This window comes from Bacillus sp. FSL K6-2971, assembly GCF_038006405.1.
Lineage (GTDB): Bacteria > Bacillota > Bacilli > Bacillales > Bacillaceae > Bacillus > Bacillus pumilus.
The window spans coordinates 1509207-1531317 of the sequence record NZ_JBBOVD010000001.1 but is presented as its reverse complement, the minus strand read 5'-3'; the positions used below and the strand labels follow the sequence as shown (position 1 = coordinate 1531317).

Here is a 22111-nt window from a genome sequence, read left to right as displayed (position 1 = left end):
ATCATGTTGCGGTGTCTAAGTTCCATCTGCACGCCGACGCTCCCCCGCCTCTTTTCCTTTAAGATAAAAGAAAAAGAGGTGGATCACATGATGAATTGGAGCTATGATCTTGTCAAAATCATGTATGAAGAAAAATTAAAAGAGCTGCTTTTAAATGAAACTGCTCAAAGAAATTAAAAAGAAACTCCCTTTATATCAGAGGGAGTTTCTTTTTTAAGGTAATAGAAAGCGCTTTCGTCAAAAATTCTTCACAGAAACTGCCTTAATTTGATATTCAGACTAAAACCCTTCTAGAAGACACCGATATTAACTATAGAAAAAGATAGTTAAAGGATTTGGTGAGATAATGGACAAAACATCGTTAATAGGTATTATTTTAGCATTTATTGCACTGAGTGTCGGTATGGTTCTGAAAGGTGTAAGTCTAACCGCTCTTATCAACCCAGCGGCTATATTGATCATTGTGGTTGGGACGATTGCAGCTGTTGTCATCGCATTCCCATCTAGTGAAATTAAGAAAACACCAAAATTGTTCGGCAAAATTTTCAAAGACAATAAGCTTCCAACGATTCAAGAAATGATCCCTCTTTTTTCAAACTGGGCACAAATTGCGCGTCGTGAAGGTCTTTTAGCATTGGAAGCTAGCATTGAGGAAGTAGATGACGATTTCCTTAAGAACGGCTTAAGCATGGCGGTTGACGGTCAAAGTGCAGAATTTATTCGCGACGTCTTAACAGAGGAGGTTGACGCCATGTCTGAAAGACATCAGTCAGGCGCATTAATCTTTACACAAGCCGGTACATACGCTCCGACGCTTGGTGTACTTGGCGCAGTTGTCGGACTTATTGCCGCACTTGCTAACATGGGAGATATTGAAGCACTTGGACATGCAATCAGTGCAGCCTTCGTTGCCACACTGCTTGGGATTTTTACCGGGTATGTGTTATGGCATCCATTTGCCAACAAGCTGAAGCGTAAATCAAAGGAAGAAGTAAAACTTCGTCTGATTATGATCGAAGGGATCCTTTCTGTTCTTGAAGGTCAATCTCCAAAAGTGATTGAACAAAAACTTCTTATGTACTTACCAGCAAAAGAACGTGCAAATCTTGTCATTGAAGAAGGAGAAAAACAAAATGGCTAGGAAACGTAAAAAACATGATCACGATGACCATGTAGATGAATCTTGGCTGATCCCTTATGCCGATCTTCTGACGCTTCTTCTCGCTCTCTTCATTGTGCTTTTTGCGTCTAGTTCGATTGACAAGGCAAAGTATGAACAGATGGCCAAGTCTTTTAATGTCGTCTTTACGGGCGGAACTGGTGTCATGGATCAGACCAGCATGCAAAGCACTGAAGAAACTGAAAATAGCAACCAGACCAAGAAAGCTGCTGAAGAAGATGAAGAAGCTAAAGCGAAAGCTCGAGATCATGCCGTTCTCTCAAAGGTCAAAAAGCAAGTGGATTCCTTCATTGCCAATAAGAAACTTGGAGCTAAGCTCGAAACAAAGCTCACGGACGAAGGTTTGCTCATTACGATAGAAGACAGTATCTTCTTTGATTCTGGCCGGGCGGTTATTCGCCCTCAAGATGTCCCGTTAGCAAAGGAAATCTCAAAACTACTCGTCATTAACCCCGCTCGTGACATCGTCATTAGCGGACATACTGATAATGTACCGATCAGAAATTCAGAATTTGAATCCAACTGGTATTTAAGTGCCATACGTGCTGTAAACTTTTTGAGTATTCTTCTTGAGAACAGCAATTTAAACCAAGAGAACTTTAGTACAAAAGGTTTCGGTGAATTCAAGCCAATCGCTTCAAATGATACAGCAGAAGGCAGAAGTAAAAACCGACGCGTAGAAGTACTTATTTTACCGATCGAGAAAAAAGCAAAATAAAAAAGGGAGCCCTCGGCTTCCTTTTTTATTTATTCTTTATGATCATATAAATGTTTTGCACGGAGTCCCACATGTTTAAGCATGTCAATGCAGGCATCCTTCTCTTCTTCGCTCAGGACACTGATCATCTCATGAATTTCTTTCGCATGATCTGGGAAGATATCATCAAGCAAAGCTCGTCCCTGCTCGGTAATATGCGCAAATGTGACCCTGCGGTCTTCTGCACAAGCCTTACGACTGAGGAGTTCTTTCTTCTCCAATTTATCGACCACATACGTGATGCTGCCGCTTGCAAGTAAAATCTTATCACCGATTTGCTGAAGCGGCTGATCCCCTTTATGATACAGCAATTCTAATACTGCAAATTCAGTCGGATTCAGCCCGTGCTTCACAATATGCTTGTTCATGTGATGATTAATCGAGCGATAGGCACGTGATAATACAATAAATAATTTCAAAGATTTCTCAACATTATGATTTTCCATTTTTTATCATCCTTTATGAAATGCAACCCACTAATGTGACATTAATAAACAATAAGTAAAATGTCAACATCTTGATCCATCTTTAGCATGAAAATGAGACCAGAACGAATCACCTAATTTTTTAAAAATCACACAAGTCATCGTAATAAAGATAGGTTCAATGCTATAATAAGTCTATTAGGTAATACGTTGGAGCGATGAATGATGAGTATATTGAAAGGGTTTTGGAAGAAGATCAGGCTGTACCTTATTTTGGTCATGATTCCAACCCTAATCATTAGTTATTTTATCTACGAAAAAGAAACGGAAAAAATCGACTTAAAAAACAAACAAACTGCTACACTTATGTTAAATATTCACAAAAACCAAATGAATTATTTAATTAGTGAAACAGAAGCGAGATTAACTTCTCTTGCCATGGGATTTGACCAGCCTCTCGAGACGAAAAAAGTACAAAACATCCTAGAGAAAATCTATAAACAAGAACCTCGTTTTTCAGGTCTGTATCTCCTAGACAAAAAAGGAAATGTAACAGTAAGCACGACACCGTTAAAGGAAAAAATCAACCTATCATTCAGAGATTACTTTAAGCGCATTCAAGTGACCAAGCAGACGGTGATCACAGATAACTATGTGAGCCGAATTACAAAACAGCGGATTCTTTCCATTTGTGTGCCTGTGCTGGATGAAAACGAAGAAGTCACCAATGTGCTAGTCGCCGCCATTCAAATTGATTATTTAAGAAATATTATGAATGTATTGAACCCTGATCTTCATTTTAAGATGCTGAATCAAAATGGACATGTCGTGTTTACAAGTGGTCCACAGCCAGCATCAGAAAATGGCAGCACCGTGTCTACATATTTAGATGAAAACAGCTGGAAGCTGGAAGTCTATCCGCAGCGCGCTTCTACAGGTGAAGTGCTGTCTGTTATGCTGATCCCTTTATCCAGTGCTTTTATTTTATTAAATATTTTATTCACACTTGTTCAATATATCATTTTAAGGCGTCAAACCCAGCAGGAGCGTCACCAAAATGAAGCGCAAAAGCTTGAATTAATCGGGACCCTCGCAGCAAGTACAGCACATGAAATTCGCAACCCATTAACAGGGATTAGTGGATTTATACAGCTTTTGCAAAAGAAGTATCACTCTGAAGAAGATCAGCTCTATTTCTCTGTCATTGAAGAAGAAATCAAACGAATTAACCAAATCGTCAGTGAGTTTCTTGTATTAGGGAAACCAACGGCAGAAAAATGGCAGAATAACTCTGTAAAAGAAATTGTAAGTGAGATCATGCCGATCGTTTTCTCTGAGGCGAACCTTTATAATGTTGAGGTTGATTTGCAAATTAATACGATTCAAGATGTTGGGGTTTATTGCACAAAAGATCACATTAAACAAGTCGTATTAAATGTAGCGAAGAACTCATTAGAAGCGATGCCAAATGGCGGTCATTTGAAGATTTTGATTGAGGCTGAAAAAGAACATGTCATTATTAAAGTGAAAGATACGGGTGAAGGCATATCAGAAGAAATGTTAAAACATATCTTCCTCCCTTTTATTACGTCGAAGGAAAAAGGGACAGGTCTTGGGCTTGTCGTGTGTAAACGAATCATTTCGATGTATGGCGGAACAATTGATATCGAGAGCGAAGTGAATAAAGGATCAACCGTCGTGATCATGCTTCCTTCTGCTCACTCAGCATAGCTGAAACATTCAGCCGGTTTTGCTTAGGCAAGACCGGTTTTTCATGTCAATAAGAGGGACGGTTTACAGATAGAAGACTCATTTGAGATACAAGATCATGAAAGGAGGGGGCAGATTGTTTCTCATGAAAAAGGAGATGCTGATACTCATTCATCAGGTTGTCCAGTTCTTGACTATATTTAATTGTCGTCTCACCAGTGTAGCCTTCTGCTTGAGCAGCTTCTACCATCTGTTTTCTCTTCTCATCAATTGACATTAGCAATTGTTCTTTCCTTACATAACTATTCATGATCTCAGCTCCCACAATGAATTCGACTGTCTATGCTCAAAATGATCCGACACCAAAATTATACTTTATTTGTAAATTAAATTAAATATGCTAATTTTATTTAATTTTATACAGCCTAAAGACCTCTTACCCAATCATATTTGGGGGTAAACTTCAAATTTGGACAGGACTGACACATGGATTAAACAGAATTTTATCCTATGTAGAAGATCAAAATCAACTATTTTCTTTCTCATTTTATGTCTATTTCCCTAAAAAAAAGCTGATCTTCCGCCTCATGCGGAATGATCAGCTTTTGTCATTAAACCTTTTCTTCCTCGTAAATTGGCACCCAGCCCTCAGTTGTGACAAATATGCGAACTGCAACCACTTTTCGATCCTCTTGCAGTGTAAAGTAGTGACGAATATGTGGCGGAACAGAAATTAAATCGCCTGGATTCAGTCTCACGTCAAAAAAGACGCCATCCTTACCTTGAATGGCAAAGATTCCATGTCCGCTTACAATAAAACGTACTTCATCATCTGTATGGTGATGCTCACGCTGAAAGTTTTGGAGCAGCTCGTCAAGATTTGGTGTCGCATCAGATAATGAAATCACGTCCTGCGCTTTGTATCCTCGTTTTTCAGATATACTCTCAATTTCCTTTTGGAAAACAGTCAAAATCTCTTTCTTTTCCTCATCTGTTAAATCATACTTTTCTGATAAACGGTTTGGCAGCTTTGCAATATCCCAATGTTCATAAATGACCCCTTGGTTTTCTAAATAGGCTGCCCCCTCTTGCTCGCTTTCAAGTAATGTGTTCTCTTCATTATGAATCAAAATCGTCGCCATGTGCTTTTCCTCCTTTTTATGTGACAAGCTGCTTTTGATAAAGCGTTAATTTTAAGTGGTAGCTAAACAAAAATTCATACGCCTCTAATACTCGTTTTGCTTCAGAGGCTGTTTTTCCCCAGACTGTGATGCCGTGATTTCGAATGAGCACAGCACCTGATTCCGACTCTTCAGTGAGATGCTTTGCAAATTGTGCTGCAAGATGCGGGATATGGGCTGGATTTTCAATAATCGGTAACGACACTTCTGCATCCTCCTCCCAGTAACCAAGCGCTTTGATGATTTCGTTTCCTTTGAAACGAACCTCGCCCTTATCCCCATACAGTTCAGAGATCACATTATTATCGATTGTATGGACATGGAGACAGCAGCCTGCATTCGTCTGCTCATACACGTAGTTGTGAAGCAGTGTTTCAGCTGATGGTCTAAGCGGTTCATTCAGATCAACAGGCTTACCTGCCGCATTTACTAAAACAAAGTCTTCATCTGTTTCTTTTCGTTTATCTTTGCCGCTTGCCGTCACCAAAAACGTGATTGGATCATCAGACACCTTGATCGATAAATTGCCGCTTGTTCCGTAAAACCAGTCTCTTTGTGCCAGTTCACGTTTGACGTCTGCTAGCTCCTGCCAGCGCTTGCTCTTTGCGTCTGCCATTCCTTCACTTCCTTTATTTGATCAAATTGTGCTTTAAGATCAATAAATGTTTCATACTCTAGATGGACACGCCCGAGCTCTTTACATTCGTTTAGTAAGTAGTCACGCGCAAATGTGAGATCCGCATGCTTTGCCGCCTCCACATCGGTGACTGAATCTCCAATCATGATAATGAAGTCATTCTCATGGGTCAGCTCTCGAATGATTGACGGCTTGCAGCATCCGCAGCCATTTTGACATTGCGAATCGCAGGCATGCGGCCATTCAATCTGAATATGCTCTTCCCCAAATGACGCATGATTGCAATAAATATCGTCTCGATCCACAATGCCCTCGAGTATGGGATAAACAAAGAAGTCCATCCCGCCGCTTAGCACATAGAAGGGAATATCAGCCTTTTTCACATGATCAACAAATTGCTTGAATCCTTCTCGAATCTCTGTATCTTCTAAAATAAACGATTGAATGGCTTCTTTTTGATCACTCGTCAGTAATTGAAACATCTGCCCGACGCCTTCTTGAATGGTGATCTCCTTTGTGAGAACATCGTCCTTCAGCTCCGTCCATTCACTTGGTGCAAAGTGTTTCATGATGCGAATGATATTATCATTTTTCGTAATGGTTCCATCAAAATCACAACATACAATTGGTTTTTTCATTTATTCTGCTACCCTTCCCCATAGTTCAAGTGCTGCTTTTAAATCTTGGCAAGAAGCTGCCTTCTCTTGGATCGACTCTCCATGTGTCACCGCATCAATGATCGATCGAAATGCTTTCCCTCCCCCGATGGCTCCATGCGGATGTCCGTGAATTCCTCCACCAGCATTTATCACATGATCGAGTCCAAAATCTTTCATCAAAACTGGTACCATTCCAGGATGAATGCCTGCTGACGGAACAGGGAACGTTTTTTGAACCGAATCCTCTTTTACACAAGCTTCATAGATTCCAAAGGCATCTTTTTTCGGAAGTGCGACCGACCCATACGGTGAGGGAAAAAGACTCAAATCAGCACCAGCATATCGATTTAATTTACCTAAAAGAAGAGAATGGGAGAATCCATATTCGTGCGATGATGTTAAAGCGCCGCTTAATGCGGGATGGGCCATAATAGGCAATCGAATATCTGGATCCTCAGCTAAGCTTTGCATGACATCTAGCCCGTAGGCAAAGACATTGAATAAGAGTGCATCCGCTCCAAGCTCAGCTGCCTTTCTTGCTCGATCCTTTAGTTCAAAGGTTCTGCCTGTTAAATTAACGGCATATAGCGTTCGGTGCCCTGTCTCTTCATATGTTTCTTTTAATATCTTTTTTCCTTCTTTGATTCGTTCTTCAAAAGGGGCTAGTGGGCTCTCAAATAAAATTTCATCGTCTTTGATAAAGTCAACGCCGCCTAATGCTTGTAAACAGAGCTGTTCTTTTAAATCTGCCATATCACGGCCAATGACACCTTTAAAAATACTCATCAACAAAGGTCGATCAAACACGCCTGCTTTTTTTCGTATGCCATCAATTCCAAATACCGGTCCTGGCAGACTTCTTTTAAATCTATCTGAGAATTGAATGTCGACTAGCTTCACTTTTCCATCTAGTGAAAGCTTTCCAAAGATCGTCGTCAAAACGGCTGGTATATCCGCTGAAAAGTTAGCCTCAGGATAAGCAATGGTCACCTCAGATTGATATAGGCCATTTTCGGCTGGAGCAAACTTTTCTGATACCTTTTCCACCCGGCCTTTATGCTTTTGAAGCTGCTCTTTTTTGAGCTGCGGCAAATCCGTCCATGATCCAACTGTTAAACCAAGCGCGATCTGCTCCGCTTTTTGGTTCACTTGTTCATCCTCTCGATGTGTTAATACGTATGTTGCCAGTAATTCACTCACTAGGAATCCCCTTTCGATTGCGTCATGCATATGGTCAATAAAAAAACCTCTTCAAGTGCTTTATCAGCGCCTTAAAGAGGTTGTTTCGTGTCATTCATCCGAATCTTATCTCTCAGCGCTTGCTGCAAGAATTAGCACCGTGCTTCATGGAAGTCGGTTGCCGGGCTTCATTGGGCTAGTCCCTCTGCCTACTCTTGATAAGAATATTCAATTTTCTTAAATATTGTCTGAATTATCGCACCGTTTATTCATGTTGTCAATGGCTTATTTTCAAACAGATTCAAGGCATCGATTCGCCGAGCGGCTTCTTTTAACCGCTCCTCATTTGTTAAAAGTCCTACTCTCACGTATCCTTCACCGTGAGTACCAAACCCATTCCCCGGCGCCACAACCACATGTGCTCTCTCTAATAATACGCCAGCAAAAGATTCAGATGTATATCCTTCTGGCACCTTTAGCCAAGCAAAAAACGACCCCTTTGGTGCAGTGACCTCCCAGCCAATCTCCTTGCAGGCAGCAATCCACACATTTCGCCTTTTCTCATATCGTTCATTTTGCACCTGTACGCACGTTTGGTCGCTTAATAAAGCTTCCGCTGCTGCATCTTGAGTGGCTTTGAACAGTGAAACAAACAGGTGATCCTGATAAAGCTCAATCGCTTCAATAACAGACGGATTTCCTGCTGCAAAACCTACTCTCCAGCCTGCCATATTATACGTTTTAGACAATGTGTATATTTCAATTCCTGTCTCTTTCGCTCCATCTGTTTGCAAAAAGCTGATTGGCTTTTCCCCATCAAACCCAATGCCGCCATAGGCAAAATCATGGACAACACAGAGCTTGTGATTTTTTGCGAATGTAACGGTTTCTTCAAAAAATGAACGGCTTGCCGTGGCACCTGTCGGATTGTTGGGATAATTTAAATACATCAACTTTGCTTTTTTCTTAACATCCTCAGGCAACCGGTCATAGTCAGGTAAAAAATCATTTTGTTCAAGAAGCGGCATCGTCACCATCTGAGCTCCAGCAAGCACGGCACCTGACCAATAATCAGGATAACCTGGGTCTGGAACAAGGAGTGTATCACCCGGATTCAGCAGGCATTGCGGCAGCTCAACAAGCCCCGCTTTTCCGCCAAATAAAATCGCAATTTCCGTCATCGGATCAAGCGTGACACCATATTCTCTGTCATAAAAGGCAGCGGCAGCCTTTTTTAATTTCGCTGTTCCGCGGAATGACGAGTATTGATGATTTTCAGGTTTTAATACCGCTTCCTGCATGGCTTTTACAATGTGCGCGGGAGTTGGCTGGTCAGGATTTCCCTGCCCTAAATTAATAATATCTGCGCCTTCCTGCACTTTTTTCTGCACCTTTTGGACAAGAGATGCAAAAAATTGTGTCGGTAATTGTTTCAATACATCTGATTGCTGGAATTCCATTTATCTTCACCTTCTATTCAAGTTACATAGCAATACAAATACTGTAATGGATTGTTTTACGAATTGTAAAGCAATTTTGAAAAAGGATTGACATGTGAAGCGCAGCTCTGATAATATCTTGAATTAAGAAATGCAAACAGACACGAGACAATTACATATTGATTTCTCTTATCGAGAGTTGGGCGAGGGATTTGGCCTTTTGACCCCAACAGCAACCGACCGTTAATACCACTGTGAAGTGGGGCGCAGCAAGTAAGCGCCAAGACAATTTTGTCTTATAGGGCACGGTGCTAATTCCATCAGACGTATGTGCTGAGAGATAAGAGAGGCTTTGAGCATACACACCATCAAGCCTCTTTCTCTCAGGAGAAAGAGGTTTTTTTATATGATTTGGAGGGGAAGCAATTGGTTACACTTACGGCATCATATGAAGAATTAACAGAAAGCTCGGCAGTTGCACTCGCAATTAGACTTGGCTTGATCCAAGAAAGCAGTCATTTGACATGTACGGAAATCGGTGACGGGAATTTAAATTACGTCTTTCATATTTTTGATCATAAACAAGAAAAAGGTTTGATCATCAAGCAGGCACTGCCTTACGCCAAGGTGGTCGGAGAGAGCTGGCCGCTTACATTAGACCGTGCGAGAATCGAAAGTGCTGCCCTGATCAAGCAGTCAGAGTATACACCGCATCTCGTACCAGCAGTCTATTATTCAGATACAACTCTTGCTGTGACGGCAATGGAGGATCTATCACACCTAGAAATCGTCAGAAAAGGGCTAATTGCCGGAAAACAATATCCGCATTTATCCGATCATGTCGGAGAATTTTTAGGAAAAACACTTTTCTACACTTCTGACTTTGCCACAAATCCTAAAATCAAAAAACAATTTGTGAAGCAATTTACGAATCCGGACCTTTGTGACATTACCGAAAAGCTCGTCTTCACAGATCCTTTCTTTGATAGCGGCACAAATGATTTCGAAGAAGAATTAAGAGAAGCTGCCGAAGCGCTTTGGGCAGATCTTGAAGTGCAGGCAAAAGCAGCTGAATTGAAGCGTATTTTCCTGACATCTGCCGAAACACTTGTTCATGGAGATCTTCATACAGGTAGTATTTTTGCAAGTGAGACGGAAACAAAAATCATTGATCCAGAATTCGCTTTTTATGGTCCCTTCGGATTCGATATTGGTCACTTTATCGCTAACCTGTTCCTGAATGCTTTGTCCCGTGAGAATGAACATGATCAGCAGCACCTTTTTGACCATGTCGTCAATGTATGGGCAACCTTCAAAGAAGTGTTCGCAAAAGCTTGGAAAGAAGACAGTATTGAAGCGTTTAGTGTATCTGACAGTTTTTTAGAAACAACCTTTGACCGTATTTTAAAAGAAGCGACAGGCTTTGCGGGCTGTGAGCTTGTCCGCCGAACAATCGGTCTTGCTCATGCCGCTGATCTCGATGCGATTCCATCACCATCTAGACGGATTCAGCAGAAAAAAGCAGCACTTACGCTCGGAAAAACATTCATCAAACAATATCATGCAGTGGAAACAGCGTCTGACCTCGTCGCATTATTCCAGCAATCTGTAAAGGAGTGACGGGTTTTGTCTAAAGAATTTGAAGTCCCCCGTTCTGTCGAATGGGAAGAAAACCATATTAACATTTTGAATCAGCAAAAATTACCGGCAGAAACCGTGTTTGAGCATATATATACAAAAGAAGACGTGTATGATGCCATTGTCACGTTAAAAGTGCGGGGAGCACCTGCCATTGGCATTACAGCAGCTTTTGGACTGGCGCTCAGTGCCCAAGACATTGAGACAGAAGAAATTGATGTGTTTAAACAAGAAGTCATTCAGATAAAAGAATATTTAAACAGTGCTCGTCCAACTGCTGTGAATCTAGCCTGGGCATTAGAGCGATTGTTGCAGCGCATTGATCGTGCAGCTTCGGTCAATGCAGCCAAAACAGACCTTGTCCATGAGGCCATTCAAATTCAAATTGAAGATGAAGAAACATGCAAACAAATCGGTCAAAATGCACTCCATCTCTTTAAATCGGGTGATCGGATTATGACCATTTGCAATGCAGGCTCCATCGCCACGAGCCGGTACGGAACAGCCCTTGCTCCATTTTATTTAGCCAAAAAGAAAAATCTCGATCTTCACATTTATGCCTGTGAAACACGCCCTGTTCTCCAAGGGGCTAGGCTGACAACATGGGAACTCATGCAAGGCGGCGTAGATGTGACGCTCATTACAGATAACATGGCAGCCCATACGATGAAAGAAAAGCAAATTTCTGCTGTCATTGTTGGAGCTGATCGCATTGCCCGTAATGGAGATGCGGCGAATAAGATTGGCACGTTAAGTCTTGCCATTTTAGCCAAGCATTTTCAAATTCCGTTTTTTATAGCTGCACCGCTTTCTACCTTTGATATCTCAACCAAAGACGGGGCAGATATTCCAATTGAAGAGCGCGACCCGCTGGAAGTAAAGGAATTAAACGGCGTCCAAATTGCACCACCTGATGTTCAGGTATTCAATCCCGCCTTTGATGTCACTCCTCACCATCTCATTTCAGGGATCATTACAGAGAAAGGGATTATTACGTCGAACTATACAGAAGAGATTGACGCTCTGTTCACTGAAAGCATCTCACTCTGATCATAAAAAAAGCGCCGTGTACTTCTTATTTAAGAGCACCGCGCTTTTTTATTTCATTCGTTTTTGCTAAAATTTCTTTTTTCTGTTCTTCTGTCAACACCTTCATTTTGACACATAGTGATGTGACGGCATACATTTTATTCTTTTTGTCCCAAAACATTCCCTAGCGCCCTCCTTTTTCCCTCAACCAACTTTTTTAGCTTAATAAAAGGATATGTCGCTAGGAAAACATTTGGAACAGGTCAATCGATTTATTTTTGAACAAATGGGATACCTTCTAATTCAAGCAGAACCGCTTTCATATCTGTCTTCGTTCCTGCATAGCCCGTCAGAGAACGGTCTTTTCCAATCACTCTGTGACAGGGAATAAAAATAGGTAATGCATTGCGTCTATTGGCTTGTCCAATCGCCCTCACTGCCTTTGGGTGACCAATCGCTTTTGCAATGTCTGCATAGCTTTTTGATTCACCATACGGAATAGTCGAAAGTGCTTCCCACACTTGCTCTTGAAACGAAGTTCCCTTTTGCTTGAGCGGGAGATCGAATACTTGGCGCTCCCCCTTGAAATATTCATCTAGCTGCTTTTTCGCTTCTTGTAATACTGACGTTTCTTCTTCTTTTAGATTAGATTCTTGCTTTTTTGCTAAAAACGGCTCATCATCAAACATCACTTCGATGATGGCATCGTCTTTTTCTAGTATGTATAATGTCCCAATTGGTGCGTGATAGACGGTATAATACACGTTAATGCTCTCCTTCTTGTTTCTTCTGCCTCAGTGGCAGCGTGAGATGGAAGACGGTTCCTACCCCTTCCTCACTTTCTACCTCAATGGTTCCTTGATGCTCTTCAATAATTTTATAACTAACCATTAAGCCAAGTCCAGTTCCTCTTTCTTTTGTCGTATAAAATGGTTCCCCTAGACGCTTTAGCTTGTCCTCTGCCATTCCGCAGCCTTCATCCCGCAGTGAAATGACAATATGCTCTTCGCCCTTCCGCTGAATGCTCACATAGACATTTCCTTTTCTCGGCATGACTTCAATTGCATTTTTTAAAATGTTAATAAAGACTTGTTTTAATTGGTTTTGTTCACAATAAATGAGCGGAATCTCATCCATCACATTGAGATGCATTTGAACGTTGCCAAGATTCGCCTGTGCGTGCAGCAGATCCATCGTGTCCTTCACAATTTGCACCACATTTTTTTCTTCAAATACGATGGCTTGCGGCTTTGCTAAAATCAAAAATTCGGTGATGATCGATTCAATTCTTTTCAGCTCTGAAGTGATGACATTGAAATAGAGCGAATACTCCCCTTCTATATTTCCTTTTAGCAGCTGAATAAAGCCTTTTAATGCTGTCATCGGGTTTCTGATTTCATGCGCAATCCCAGCGGCAAGCTCTCCGACCACATGAAGGGTATCTGATTTTCTCACCCGCTCTTCTAATTCCTTCCGCTCTGTCACATCTCTAAAGATCGCCAAATTCATATTATGAATGATGTTGCGTTTAAAAGAGAATTCCAATATCCGCTGATCTGGGTGGTTCAGCACAAATGGGACTTCATTGTCCATTTCATCTAATGACATCGCCTGGGCAGGCTGTGCCAAATGTTCAATTTGATAAGGCGCAAGGATATGGAAAAGGTTCATTTCCGTTAAATGATCATCTTTCAATCCGAGCAGCTCGCTTGCGGATGGATTGACTTCAATAATGCGGTATTGGTTATCAAAAAGAACAATGCCGTCCATTGATCCATTAAATACTTTACGGAATTTGAGCTCACTTTCGCGCAGCTCCTCCTCCATCCTTTTTCGATCACTCACATTACGTAAAATGGTTAAGTGCTGTCCTTCTAATACCGCATGCTTTGATGTAAACTCGAGCTCTTTAAACTGACCATTTGCCATTCTGAACAAAAGCTCTTCCCTTATTTCATGATTCCGAATATATCGTCTTCTAGTCGGTCTATATCTCTGATCAGATTTCACGAGAAAGTCTGTGAGTTTTTTGCCAATCAGTGAATGCATAGGCAATTCAAAAATGCGACAGGCTGATTCATTGGCTCTCACAATCTCTCCATCATCTGCCCATATGATGATTGCATCCATTGCATTTTCAAAAATTTCTCTAAAGCGTTCCTCACTTTTTAACAGCTTCTCTTCCATTAACCTTTTTTCTGTAATATCCCGCATGATGGACATATAAAAACCGCTCATCACATTTGATGTAATGGTGAGCTCGAATAATTTGTACTGGCCAGATTGAAGGGTAACGGGAAGTTCTCCCTTGGCTTTCCCTGTTTCTTTAAGTGACGTTAAAAGGTGCTGCAAGGCTGGAAGATTTTCATCTTCGACAAATTCATTTAAATAACGATCGGTTAAATCCGTCTTTTGCAGCTCAAAGCTCTGACAAAAAGAATGATTGGCGTCGATCATGCAGCCATCCTGATCAAAAATGACCATTCCGTCAATGGCTCGGTCAAACAAATCTTTGAACAGCTGCTCATTCATGGATCTTTCTCGTTCTAGTATTTTCTTTGAGGAAATATCTCGCATGACGACAATATATTGCTGATTCAAAACGTCATGCTCTGCAACAAATTCAATGTATTTTGTTTCGCCATTTTCAAGCTGAATGGAAATTTCTCTTCTTAACGTTCCTTTTCGAAAAAATAAATCGAGGGAGCATTCAATTCTGTCTTTCGGGATGCCATATAGGAAATCTAGAACGGATTTATTGAGGAGGTCTTCTTTCGATGTCTGTACAAGCCTGCATGTCGCTTCGTTGGCTTGGATTATATTGAGGTGTTGATCAAATATGAAAATGGCATCTAACGTCTTATTTAACAGCATTTTTTGCTGCATCAACTCTGTTCGCAAATATTCGTTCTCTTTTTCTAATTTTCTGATATCTTCTGCGCCATCGAGCGTTTCAGTCATTTTCTTACACTCCTTTTCCAGCCTCATTCCTCTACAATATTTCTACAATATTTTCATTGTTCCTTCATTCGACTCATAAAAAAAGATAACTTCTTACATGAAGACTGTCTCTTTTGTTTCATTTGGATGACTGGATTGAACCTCGATTCTCTTTTCTTACGCTTCTTTTACAGCCGTTCTACAATTTCACATCAAATAGCGAAATGAGCCAAAATGTATTTTAAAATGGGGCAAATACGGGAACAGTGCACTTAGAGCATTTATGTTTAAAATCAAACAGGAAAGGTGATGTTATGGCATCTTCACGAGATAGTTATTTTGATAATGCGAAGTTTCTTCTGATTTTTCTAGTTGTTTTTGGTCATTTGTTACGATCATTCATTCATGATAATGATTGGATGCTTTATTTATACAAGTTTATTTATACTTTTCATATGCCTGCCTTTATTTTGGTTTCCGGTTTCTTTGCAAAAGGGTTTAGAAAGCCAGGTTTTATGAAAAAAGTTGCTGTTAAGCTAATCATCCCATATTTCATTTTTCAGGTGATCTATTCCGTTTACTATTATCTCTTGCAGGATCAAAGCATGGCCAATTTAAATCCAATTGATCCTCAATGGTCTTTATGGTTTTTAATTAGTTTATTCTTTTGGAATTTGCTGCTCATTCCTTTTTCTAAACTGCCATTTCACTGGGCGATGATCGTCAGTTTGTCGATTGCGTTACTTGTCGGTTACGTGGACAATATTAGCAATACGCTGAGCTTATCACGTACGTTTGTCTTTTTGCCAATGTTTTTAGCAGGCTTCTATTTAAAAAAGCAGCATTTTGAATTCATCCGTACAAGCAAAGGAAAGCTGGCAGCACTTCTTGTATTAATGGCTGTATTCTTGTTTTGCTATTTCTATGAATTTGATTATTCCTTCTTATTTGGATCACAGTCATATGCTTCTCTTGGTGATGAGGGAGTGATTGCGCCAATGAAACGAATGGCATGGTATCTGCTTGCATTCGGCGCTACATTCAGCTTCTTTGCTTTAGTGCCAACACGCCATTTCTTCTTTACAAAATGGGGCACAAGAACGTTATATGTGTATTTATTACATGGCTTTGTAATTAAGCTGCTTAGAACGACTTGGTTTGATGACTGGGCCCTGAATGCAGCAAGTGTGCTCATGTTATTGCTGCTAACCATTCTGTTAACCTTTACCCTGTCTAGCACCTTTGTTAAAACCGTTGCACAGCCAGTAATTGAGCTCAAAATGACCAATCTCATGCGTACAATCACCGGCAGACAAGGCAGTTATAGCAAATAAAAAACGATCCCGTAGACTGACATAGCAGAATGAGACACGAATAAAACACCCTTATTAGGCTGACATGCTACCAAATGATTTTGGTGCGTGGTAGCCTAATTTTTCTTGGATACGCTCTTCATTATAATACTTGATGTAACGGTCGATTCGTTGCCTGACATCTTTTTCTGATATAGAATTGAATTTTGTAAACATAAATTCCTCTGATTTTAAGCTGGAATGGAATGATTCAATCACTGCGTTATCCCAACAGTTACCTCGTCTAGACATACTGCTTGTAAGGTCCCTTGCCCCCAGCTCCTTTTGATATGCATACGAACTGTATACACTTCCTTGATCTGAATGCACAAGTACACCTTTAGGCAAATTCCTTTTCTCTAAAGCTGCCCTCAATGTGTTCAATATGAGTGATGTCTGTTGGTGATCATCTAGGGTATAGGCAACAACTTCGTTGTTGTATAAATCCATAATGGTCGAAAGGTAGAGCGTTCTCGGTCCATACTGAATATAAGTAATATCTGTTACCCATTTTAAATTCGGGTGTATTGCAGTGAAGTTTCGATTTAATATATTTGGGGCAATGATGACAGATTCCCCTTGTGATTTCCATTTCCTTTTACGCTTCACACGACATTGAAGGTGGTATTTTTGCATGATGCGCTGTACAGTATTTCGGTTTCGTTTGATATCATATTGACGCTGAAGTAGCTTTCGAATCTTACGGTGGCCGTACCGGAACGACGTTTCGGTACATAAGGAAATAACAGCCTTCTCGACTTGTGATTTTTTACGTATTCCTTCGGATACCCAACGATAATAGGTCGATCTGGCGATCTGCAAAATACTTAAGATAGACGTTATTGTATATTTCTTCCGTAGTCTCTTGATCAAATACAAGGCTACTCCCTTTTCAACTCCTCTACGATCTCCAAATACTTTTTTAGAATTTCATTCTCCATCTTAAGGTGTTCAACCTGCCTATTCACTTTTTCCTCTTTGGATACATTGTCAGGTCCATGCCCAAAGCTATATTGTTTTCCAATTGGCTGATCGAATCGATGTAACTGATTTTCTCGATACCACTTCATCCATGTTTTAATCTGAGATACATTCTTTATATGATATTTATCCATAATTTGTTGATTGGTAAACTGCCCGCTTAATTTATCTTTCACAACCGCCCATTTTATTTCAGCTGAATATTTGTTTTTTTTCATAAAAAATACCCTCCAAATTAGCACTTAGTTTAAGTGTATCACTTGAAGGGTGTTTTTTTATGTCCCATTTGACTAGGTTAGTCTACCGCGCGGATCGTTTTTTCTATTTTTCATTCATGTGTCCATTGTGACATTCAGCATCTTTCTTAGGCTTTACAAGCGTATCAATCCATTTGCTGCTGTTGATATCTCCAAGCTCACTGCCAAATTCCTCTTCTAAGATATCTGGGTCCATTGGCTTTTTATGGTCTTTCATGTCCTTGCTTTTTACATGCTTCTTAGTCACGAGATCCTCCCCCTTGTTTCCCTTTATGAGAATTTCGGTTTGCCTGACGATCTCTTGATTGTTCATCAAATTGGGTTTGTCCTTGATCATGTGCCATGCTTTCTGTCGGTGTCATATTATTTGTCAGTGCTTCATTTTTCGCTGCTTTTCTTTTCATCTGAAATCAGTCCTTTTTTAACATATTTAATTCTTCTCTTAATTGGTCTAGGAGTTCCTTCATTTGTTTGACCGTCACGGGCTTTTCCTCTGGCTTTAACTCATAGCCGATTTGTCCATTGGCTTCTAGGGTGGCTTTTTTGAGACTGCTGATCTCTGTAATGCCTTGCTGCTTTAAGCGCATTTTGAATTCATCCCTTGTGAGCCTCGTTTTCTTCAGCTTGTGATCAAGCATTTCTCCATCCTGCAAAATGACGACAGATTTCCCTGAAACCAATTTTTCAAAGAAATCAGATTGGATAGATAATTTTTCCATGATGACGAGTGCAATGATAAATGTAGCGGCGGCATAAATCGTTTCAAGTAAATTGTGCTCAATAAAGGGTTGGATAATAATCGATCCGATTGAAATCATGATCACTGTTTGTTGAACAGTTAATTGACTAATGGATTTAGGCCCTGCTATTCTCAGCAGCAAGGTACCAACTAGCAGCATGACAATTGCTTTCCATATTACATCCAGCACGTCTCGTTCACCTCTTACCTATAGATTGCGAACATCCCATATAATTTAGCCAGTTAGATAATGGAAATAAAAAAACAGCATTCGCTCGGAATGCTGTTTAGCCGATGATGACACGCTCTTTCGGATAATGATAATTCGCTTCGCTTTCTCTTCGGCCAATTAAATATAAGAAGCTTGGAATGCCGATTCGCCCAATAAACATGACGACCATAATGATACATTTACCGAACACCGTAAGGTCCGAGGTGATTCCTAGCGATAGCCCTGTTGTTCCGAATGCAGAGCAAACTTCAAATAAATTTTCTAAAAGTGTATTATGCTCAGATAAGGATAACAGGAACGTAGCGCCAAACACCAAAATAAAGGCCATCATTGTCACCATCAAGGATTTGTTAATATCCGCTTGATGAAGCTCTCTTTTGAAGATTTTAATGGACTTATTTCCCCTAGCAAAATGAAACAGTGCGAGTAAATTAAGGGCAAACGTAGTTGTTCGAATTCCGCCTCCCACAGAGCTCGGGGAAGCCCCGATAAACATAAGCATACATAGAAATAAAAGGGTCGGTTCTGTCAGCTGGGTAATATCTAATGTTGTTAAACCCCCACTTCTTGTTGCGGTCGATTGGAAAAAAGAATAAAACAAGATTTCGTGCCAGCTTTTCCCTAGGAAACTGAACCCGGCTTCAAGTGCATAAATGCCAATCGCTCCAACAACGACAAGACCGCCAAACGTAATCGTTGTGATTTTTGTAAACAATGAGAACGATGCGTGCTTTCGGTCCTGATTAAATAAATAATCCTTTACTTCCACGAGCACAGGAAAGCCAATCGCTCCAAAGATGATTAGCAGCATCGTAATAAATTGGACGAAATAATCATCTTTGTATGGGATGAGCGAGTTCCCTGTAATATCGAAGCCCCCATTGGTGGTCGCACTAATACTTGAGAAGAAGCCATGTAAGAATGCTCCTTGCACATCGTAATATTTAAGAAAATACATGCTTAAAATCAGACCGCCTACAAACTCAATGAGCAAAATTAAATAGAAAACCTGCTTCATTAATTTCACAATTCCTGATAAATTGCTCTGGTTTTGATCTGCCATGATGAGCTTTCTTTCTTTAATCCCGATCCTTTTTCGCGTGACAATCCACACAAAGGTACCGAGCGTCATAATGCCGATACCTCCGATTTGCAGGACAAACGCAAGGATCCACATACCTGCCACACTAAATGTTTGCGAGGTATCAACAACAGTGAGTCCTGTGACACTTACCGCACTCACCGCCGTAAATAAAGCATCAATAAATGTCCATTTCACTCCCTCTTGATGGGCCACTGGCAGGCTGAGAAGAATAAGTGATACGGTTACAGCAAGAAAATAATAAAGAGCAATCAGCTGAAATGCTGACAGCCGGTCAATTAGCTTTTTGATAGGATTCATTGTCATTCCTTCTTTTATCTATCTTTTCGAATACTTTATCATTTTAATGAAAAGAGACATGATTTTAAAGATATTTTATGCTTTATTTTCTTTTTCATCAAAAAGAAAAAGACATCCTGTTGCAGAATGTCTTTTCGTCTTTCTTATTTTGCTTCTAGTCTTCTGATTCTTTCGTTTAAATCAGGGTGTGTTGAGAAAAGAGAAGCTTTTCGTTTACCACTGATTTTAAGGGTAGCAACTGCTGTTTGATCATCATCTTTGATTCTTGACGTATACGCCTCAAGTGAGCGAAGCGCATGAACCATTTTATCTTTACCGGCAAGGTCAGCTCCGCCGCGGTCTGCATGGAATTCACGATGTCTAGAATATGCAAACACGACAAGGCTTCCTAGGACAGAGAAAATGATTTGGAAAACAATCACTGCAATAAAATGAACAATCGGAACAAGCTCTTCACGCGAAACAAAGCGGCTTGCGATCCATGCCGCAATTCTTGAAAGGAAGACAACGAACGTGTTGACAATCCCTTGAAGCAGCGTCATTGTCACCATATCACCGTTCGCAACGTGAGCAACTTCATGAGCGATGACACCTTCAACTGCTGCATCATCCATTTCATGAAGCAATCCAGTTGAAACGGCAACAAGTGATCTTCTCTTAGAAGGACCTGTCGCAAAAGCATTTACTTCAGATGATTGATAAATACCAACCTCAGGCATTTTAGAAAGGCCTGCTGCTCTTGATAACCTGTGCACGCGGTCAACAAGCTGCTGCTCATCATATGTTAATGAATCCTTTTCAGGGTTTAACACACGCACACCCATCATCATTTTTGCCATCCAGCGAGACATCGCTAGTGACATGAACGAGCCAACAAAACCAACAACTGCACTGAATACTAGCAGTGCCACCAAATTAATTCGACCGTCTGCTCCTATATAAGAACCAACACCAGTTGCTGCACTAATAACCGACAGTACAATACCAATCGTAGTGATAACAAGAATGTTCGTTAATATAAACAGAAATATTCTTTTACCCATACATAACCTCCGCTGTCATATTAAGTTCATTTGAACTTATTAATAAAATTATAAAAATAAACGTCTTAAATTGCAAGGAAAAAGGAATCATTCCTTCTGTTTATCATAACGGCTTAAGCCCCGTCACTTCAATATTTACGACTTTGTCACAGCTGAAAAGTGAACAAATTGTGACGCTACGTTCTGGATTTTAGTTTATTTTGCATTTTCATCAAAAAGAGATTATGATGTTGAATTAGATCAATAATCACGTTTTTGACGTACAAATGAGGTGGAACATGGTGACTTTTAAATTAACGAGAATTGACATGACGAGACTTCTATATTCTCTAAAAGGAGAGGGAGATCTGACTCCGCTTCAGCTTTTGAATCTATCTGTAAAGGGCGATAAGGATCATGAATATGATGAGTTAAAAATCCCTTCGTTTTTTGAAAAGCTCGAACGGCGGAAGCAAAAATCAGAGCACGGTCTTTCTACAAATGAAATTGTTGAGCTTGGCAACTTGTGTGAGCTAACGTCTCTTAAATCGACGGCGATTCAAAATTGGATCAAGCGTGATATTAAAGATATGATTGGTCATCCAGAGCTTGGCAAGAAGTACTCCATTGATCAGGTCATTATTTTATTAATAGTCAGGGATTTAAAATCAGTTTTTGACTTTGATGCCATTCGCATGATCTTATCTGCCTTATTTAACACGATCACAGATCGAACAGATGATATTATTAGTCCAATCCGTTTTTATGAAGCATATGCGCACGTCCTAGATTTTATTTATCACCATACACATTTTCCGTTAAAGGAAACAAATTTACGAGAAATGACTGAGGAGCAGACAGACATGCTCCATGAAGAGTTTACAGAATTAACGAAGAATCAATGGAATTTGATTAAAGGCATTATCTGTTCTACCGTCTTCTCTGTGTTCACTTCCCACTTGCAAAGTACAGCGCAAGAAATGATGTTTAATACGCTGCAGGCAGCTAAATAAGGATAAAAGAAAACCGAGGTGATGAGGTCACCTCGGTTTTTTTGTGCAGCAATTGCCAGCATAATTGTACGCCGTTTTCTTCAAAATAAGAAGGCGCAACAAAGATGAGGTGAAAGGAGGAATATGGACATGGCAAATCGAAATCAGCTTCTTGTTCCTGGAGTAGAACAAGCATTAGATCAATTTAAATACGAGATCGCTCAAGAATTTGGCGTGACTCTCGGTTCAGATACAGTCGCACGTGCAAATGGTTCTGTTGGCGGTGAAATTACAAAAAGACTCGTTCAACAGGCTCAATCACAAATGGGCAATCAATCTAAATAAAAACATGGTGAAATA

At 40.3% G+C, this 22111-nt stretch carries 24 protein-coding genes and 2 riboswitches; of the genes, 8 read left to right on the top strand and 16 right to left on the bottom strand.

The window, feature by feature from the left end; genetic code table 11:
* Positions 1–346: 346 nt before the first annotated feature.
* Both motA and motB read left to right on the top strand, forming a co-directional pair.
* Positions 347–1141 carry a flagellar motor stator protein MotA gene (gene motA, locus MHI33_RS07980; protein WP_003212085.1) on the top strand — a complete coding sequence of 265 codons (795 nt, stop codon included), beginning with the start codon at positions 347–349 and terminating at the stop codon, positions 1139–1141.
* On the top strand, positions 1134–1898 hold the full coding sequence (motB, locus tag MHI33_RS07975; protein ID WP_106067340.1) for a flagellar motor protein MotB: 765 nt from the start codon (positions 1134–1136) through the stop codon (positions 1896–1898). Before motA ends, motB begins: the two co-directional genes overlap by 8 nt.
* Positions 1899–1927: 29 nt before the next feature.
* Here motB and MHI33_RS07970 read toward each other — a convergent pair whose 3' ends face one another.
* On the bottom strand, positions 1928–2383 hold the full coding sequence (locus MHI33_RS07970) for a MarR family winged helix-turn-helix transcriptional regulator (RefSeq protein ID WP_003211701.1): 456 nt from the start codon (positions 2381–2383) through the stop codon (positions 1928–1930).
* A gap of 204 nt (positions 2384–2587) precedes the next feature.
* On the opposite strand from MHI33_RS07970, the gene MHI33_RS07965 reads away from it, so the two are divergent.
* Positions 2588–4093, top strand: a complete 1506-nt coding sequence (locus MHI33_RS07965) for an ATP-binding protein (RefSeq protein WP_065097156.1) — start codon at positions 2588–2590, stop codon at positions 4091–4093.
* Between the two features lie 46 nt (positions 4094–4139).
* Here the strand turns inward: MHI33_RS07965 and MHI33_RS07960 are convergent, their stop codons facing one another.
* The 6 genes from MHI33_RS07960 to MHI33_RS07935 form a co-directional block, all read right to left on the bottom strand.
* Positions 4140–4382: an aspartyl-phosphate phosphatase Spo0E family protein gene (locus MHI33_RS07960; RefSeq protein WP_065097155.1), complete on the bottom strand. Its 243-nt coding sequence runs from the start codon at positions 4380–4382 to the stop codon at positions 4140–4142.
* A 301-nt stretch (positions 4383–4683) separates the two neighbouring features.
* Positions 4684–5214 (bottom strand): 1,2-dihydroxy-3-keto-5-methylthiopentene dioxygenase, encoded by a 531-nt coding sequence (locus tag MHI33_RS07955; protein ID WP_340910524.1) that lies wholly within the window; start codon positions 5212–5214, stop codon positions 4684–4686.
* 16 nt (positions 5215–5230) lie between these two features.
* Complete coding sequence (locus MHI33_RS07950; protein ID WP_065097153.1) at positions 5231–5869, bottom strand: methylthioribulose 1-phosphate dehydratase; 639 nt, start codon at positions 5867–5869, stop codon at positions 5231–5233.
* Entirely contained in the window at positions 5833–6528 is a 696-nt protein-coding gene (locus tag MHI33_RS07945; protein WP_106067339.1) for a 2-hydroxy-3-keto-5-methylthiopentenyl-1-phosphate phosphatase, read from the bottom strand. Before MHI33_RS07945 ends, MHI33_RS07950 begins: the two co-directional genes overlap by 37 nt.
* On the bottom strand, positions 6529–7749 hold the full coding sequence (mtnW, locus tag MHI33_RS07940; protein ID WP_340910516.1) for a 2,3-diketo-5-methylthiopentyl-1-phosphate enolase: 1221 nt from the start codon (positions 7747–7749) through the stop codon (positions 6529–6531).
* Between the two features lie 102 nt (positions 7750–7851).
* Positions 7852–7953, bottom strand: a riboswitch (SAM riboswitch).
* A gap of 44 nt (positions 7954–7997) precedes the next feature.
* A complete protein-coding gene (locus MHI33_RS07935; protein WP_065097150.1) occupies positions 7998–9188 on the bottom strand; it encodes a pyridoxal phosphate-dependent aminotransferase in 1191 nt (396 codons plus the stop codon).
* A 166-nt stretch (positions 9189–9354) separates the two neighbouring features.
* A riboswitch (SAM riboswitch) is annotated at positions 9355–9513 on the top strand.
* An 80-nt stretch (positions 9514–9593) separates the two neighbouring features.
* Here MHI33_RS07935 and mtnK point away from each other — a divergent pair.
* A complete protein-coding gene (gene mtnK, locus MHI33_RS07930; protein WP_106067391.1) occupies positions 9594–10787 on the top strand; it encodes an S-methyl-5-thioribose kinase in 1194 nt (397 codons plus the stop codon).
* 6 nt (positions 10788–10793) lie between these two features.
* On the top strand, positions 10794–11855 hold the full coding sequence (gene mtnA, locus MHI33_RS07925) for an S-methyl-5-thioribose-1-phosphate isomerase (protein ID WP_106067337.1): 1062 nt from the start codon (positions 10794–10796) through the stop codon (positions 11853–11855).
* A gap of 25 nt (positions 11856–11880) precedes the next feature.
* Here mtnA and MHI33_RS07920 read toward each other — a convergent pair whose 3' ends face one another.
* The 3 genes from MHI33_RS07920 to MHI33_RS07910 all read right to left on the bottom strand — a co-directional run bounded on the left by MHI33_RS07920 (position 11881) and on the right by MHI33_RS07910 (position 14795).
* Positions 11881–12015, bottom strand: coding sequence for a hypothetical protein (locus tag MHI33_RS07920; protein WP_003211599.1), 135 nt, complete (start codon positions 12013–12015; stop codon positions 11881–11883).
* Positions 12016–12106: 91 nt separating this feature from the next.
* The gene (locus MHI33_RS07915) at positions 12107–12598 is read right to left on the bottom strand and encodes a methylated-DNA--[protein]-cysteine S-methyltransferase (RefSeq protein ID WP_106067336.1); all 492 of its coding nucleotides are present in this window, start codon (positions 12596–12598) and stop codon (positions 12107–12109) included.
* Between the two features lies 1 nt (position 12599).
* Complete coding sequence (locus MHI33_RS07910; protein WP_106067335.1) at positions 12600–14795, bottom strand: PAS domain-containing sensor histidine kinase; 2196 nt, start codon at positions 14793–14795, stop codon at positions 12600–12602.
* A gap of 293 nt (positions 14796–15088) precedes the next feature.
* On the opposite strand from MHI33_RS07910, the gene MHI33_RS07905 reads away from it, so the two are divergent.
* A complete protein-coding gene (locus MHI33_RS07905; RefSeq protein WP_044139772.1) occupies positions 15089–16108 on the top strand; it encodes an acyltransferase family protein in 1020 nt (339 codons plus the stop codon).
* Between the two features lie 54 nt (positions 16109–16162).
* Here MHI33_RS07905 and MHI33_RS07900 read toward each other — a convergent pair.
* The 6 genes from MHI33_RS07900 to htpX all read right to left on the bottom strand — a co-directional run bounded on the left by MHI33_RS07900 (position 16163) and on the right by htpX (position 20780).
* A protein-coding gene (locus MHI33_RS07900; protein WP_340910509.1) for an IS3 family transposase occupies positions 16163–17325 on the bottom strand; the annotation gives its coding sequence in 2 pieces (ribosomal slippage) (positions 16163–17049 and positions 17049–17325; 1164 coding nt in all).
* Positions 17326–17428: 103 nt separating this feature from the next.
* The gene (locus tag MHI33_RS07895; RefSeq protein ID WP_003211111.1) at positions 17429–17611 is read right to left on the bottom strand and encodes a hypothetical protein; all 183 of its coding nucleotides are present in this window, start codon (positions 17609–17611) and stop codon (positions 17429–17431) included.
* Positions 17604–17768 (bottom strand): hypothetical protein, encoded by a 165-nt coding sequence (locus MHI33_RS07890; protein ID WP_012009727.1) that lies wholly within the window; start codon positions 17766–17768, stop codon positions 17604–17606. Before MHI33_RS07890 ends, MHI33_RS07895 begins: the two co-directional genes overlap by 8 nt.
* 6 nt (positions 17769–17774) lie before the next feature.
* Positions 17775–18293 carry a DUF421 domain-containing protein gene (locus tag MHI33_RS07885; RefSeq protein WP_044139769.1) on the bottom strand — a complete coding sequence of 173 codons (519 nt, stop codon included), beginning with the start codon at positions 18291–18293 and terminating at the stop codon, positions 17775–17777.
* Positions 18294–18390: 97 nt separating this feature from the next.
* Positions 18391–19737, bottom strand: a complete 1347-nt coding sequence (locus MHI33_RS07880) for a TrkH family potassium uptake protein (protein WP_081277091.1) — start codon at positions 19735–19737, stop codon at positions 18391–18393.
* 143 nt (positions 19738–19880) lie between these two features.
* On the bottom strand, positions 19881–20780 hold the full coding sequence (htpX, locus tag MHI33_RS07875) for a protease HtpX (protein ID WP_106067334.1): 900 nt from the start codon (positions 20778–20780) through the stop codon (positions 19881–19883).
* Between the two features lie 278 nt (positions 20781–21058).
* On the opposite strand from htpX, the gene MHI33_RS07870 reads away from it, so the two are divergent.
* Together MHI33_RS07870 and MHI33_RS07865 are read left to right on the top strand one after the other, a co-directional pair.
* Positions 21059–21772: a DUF1836 domain-containing protein gene (locus MHI33_RS07870; RefSeq protein ID WP_065097144.1), complete on the top strand. Its 714-nt coding sequence runs from the start codon at positions 21059–21061 to the stop codon at positions 21770–21772.
* A gap of 129 nt (positions 21773–21901) precedes the next feature.
* Complete coding sequence (locus tag MHI33_RS07865; protein ID WP_003211343.1) at positions 21902–22096, top strand: alpha/beta-type small acid-soluble spore protein; 195 nt, start codon at positions 21902–21904, stop codon at positions 22094–22096.
* Positions 22097–22111 lie beyond the last annotated feature (15 nt).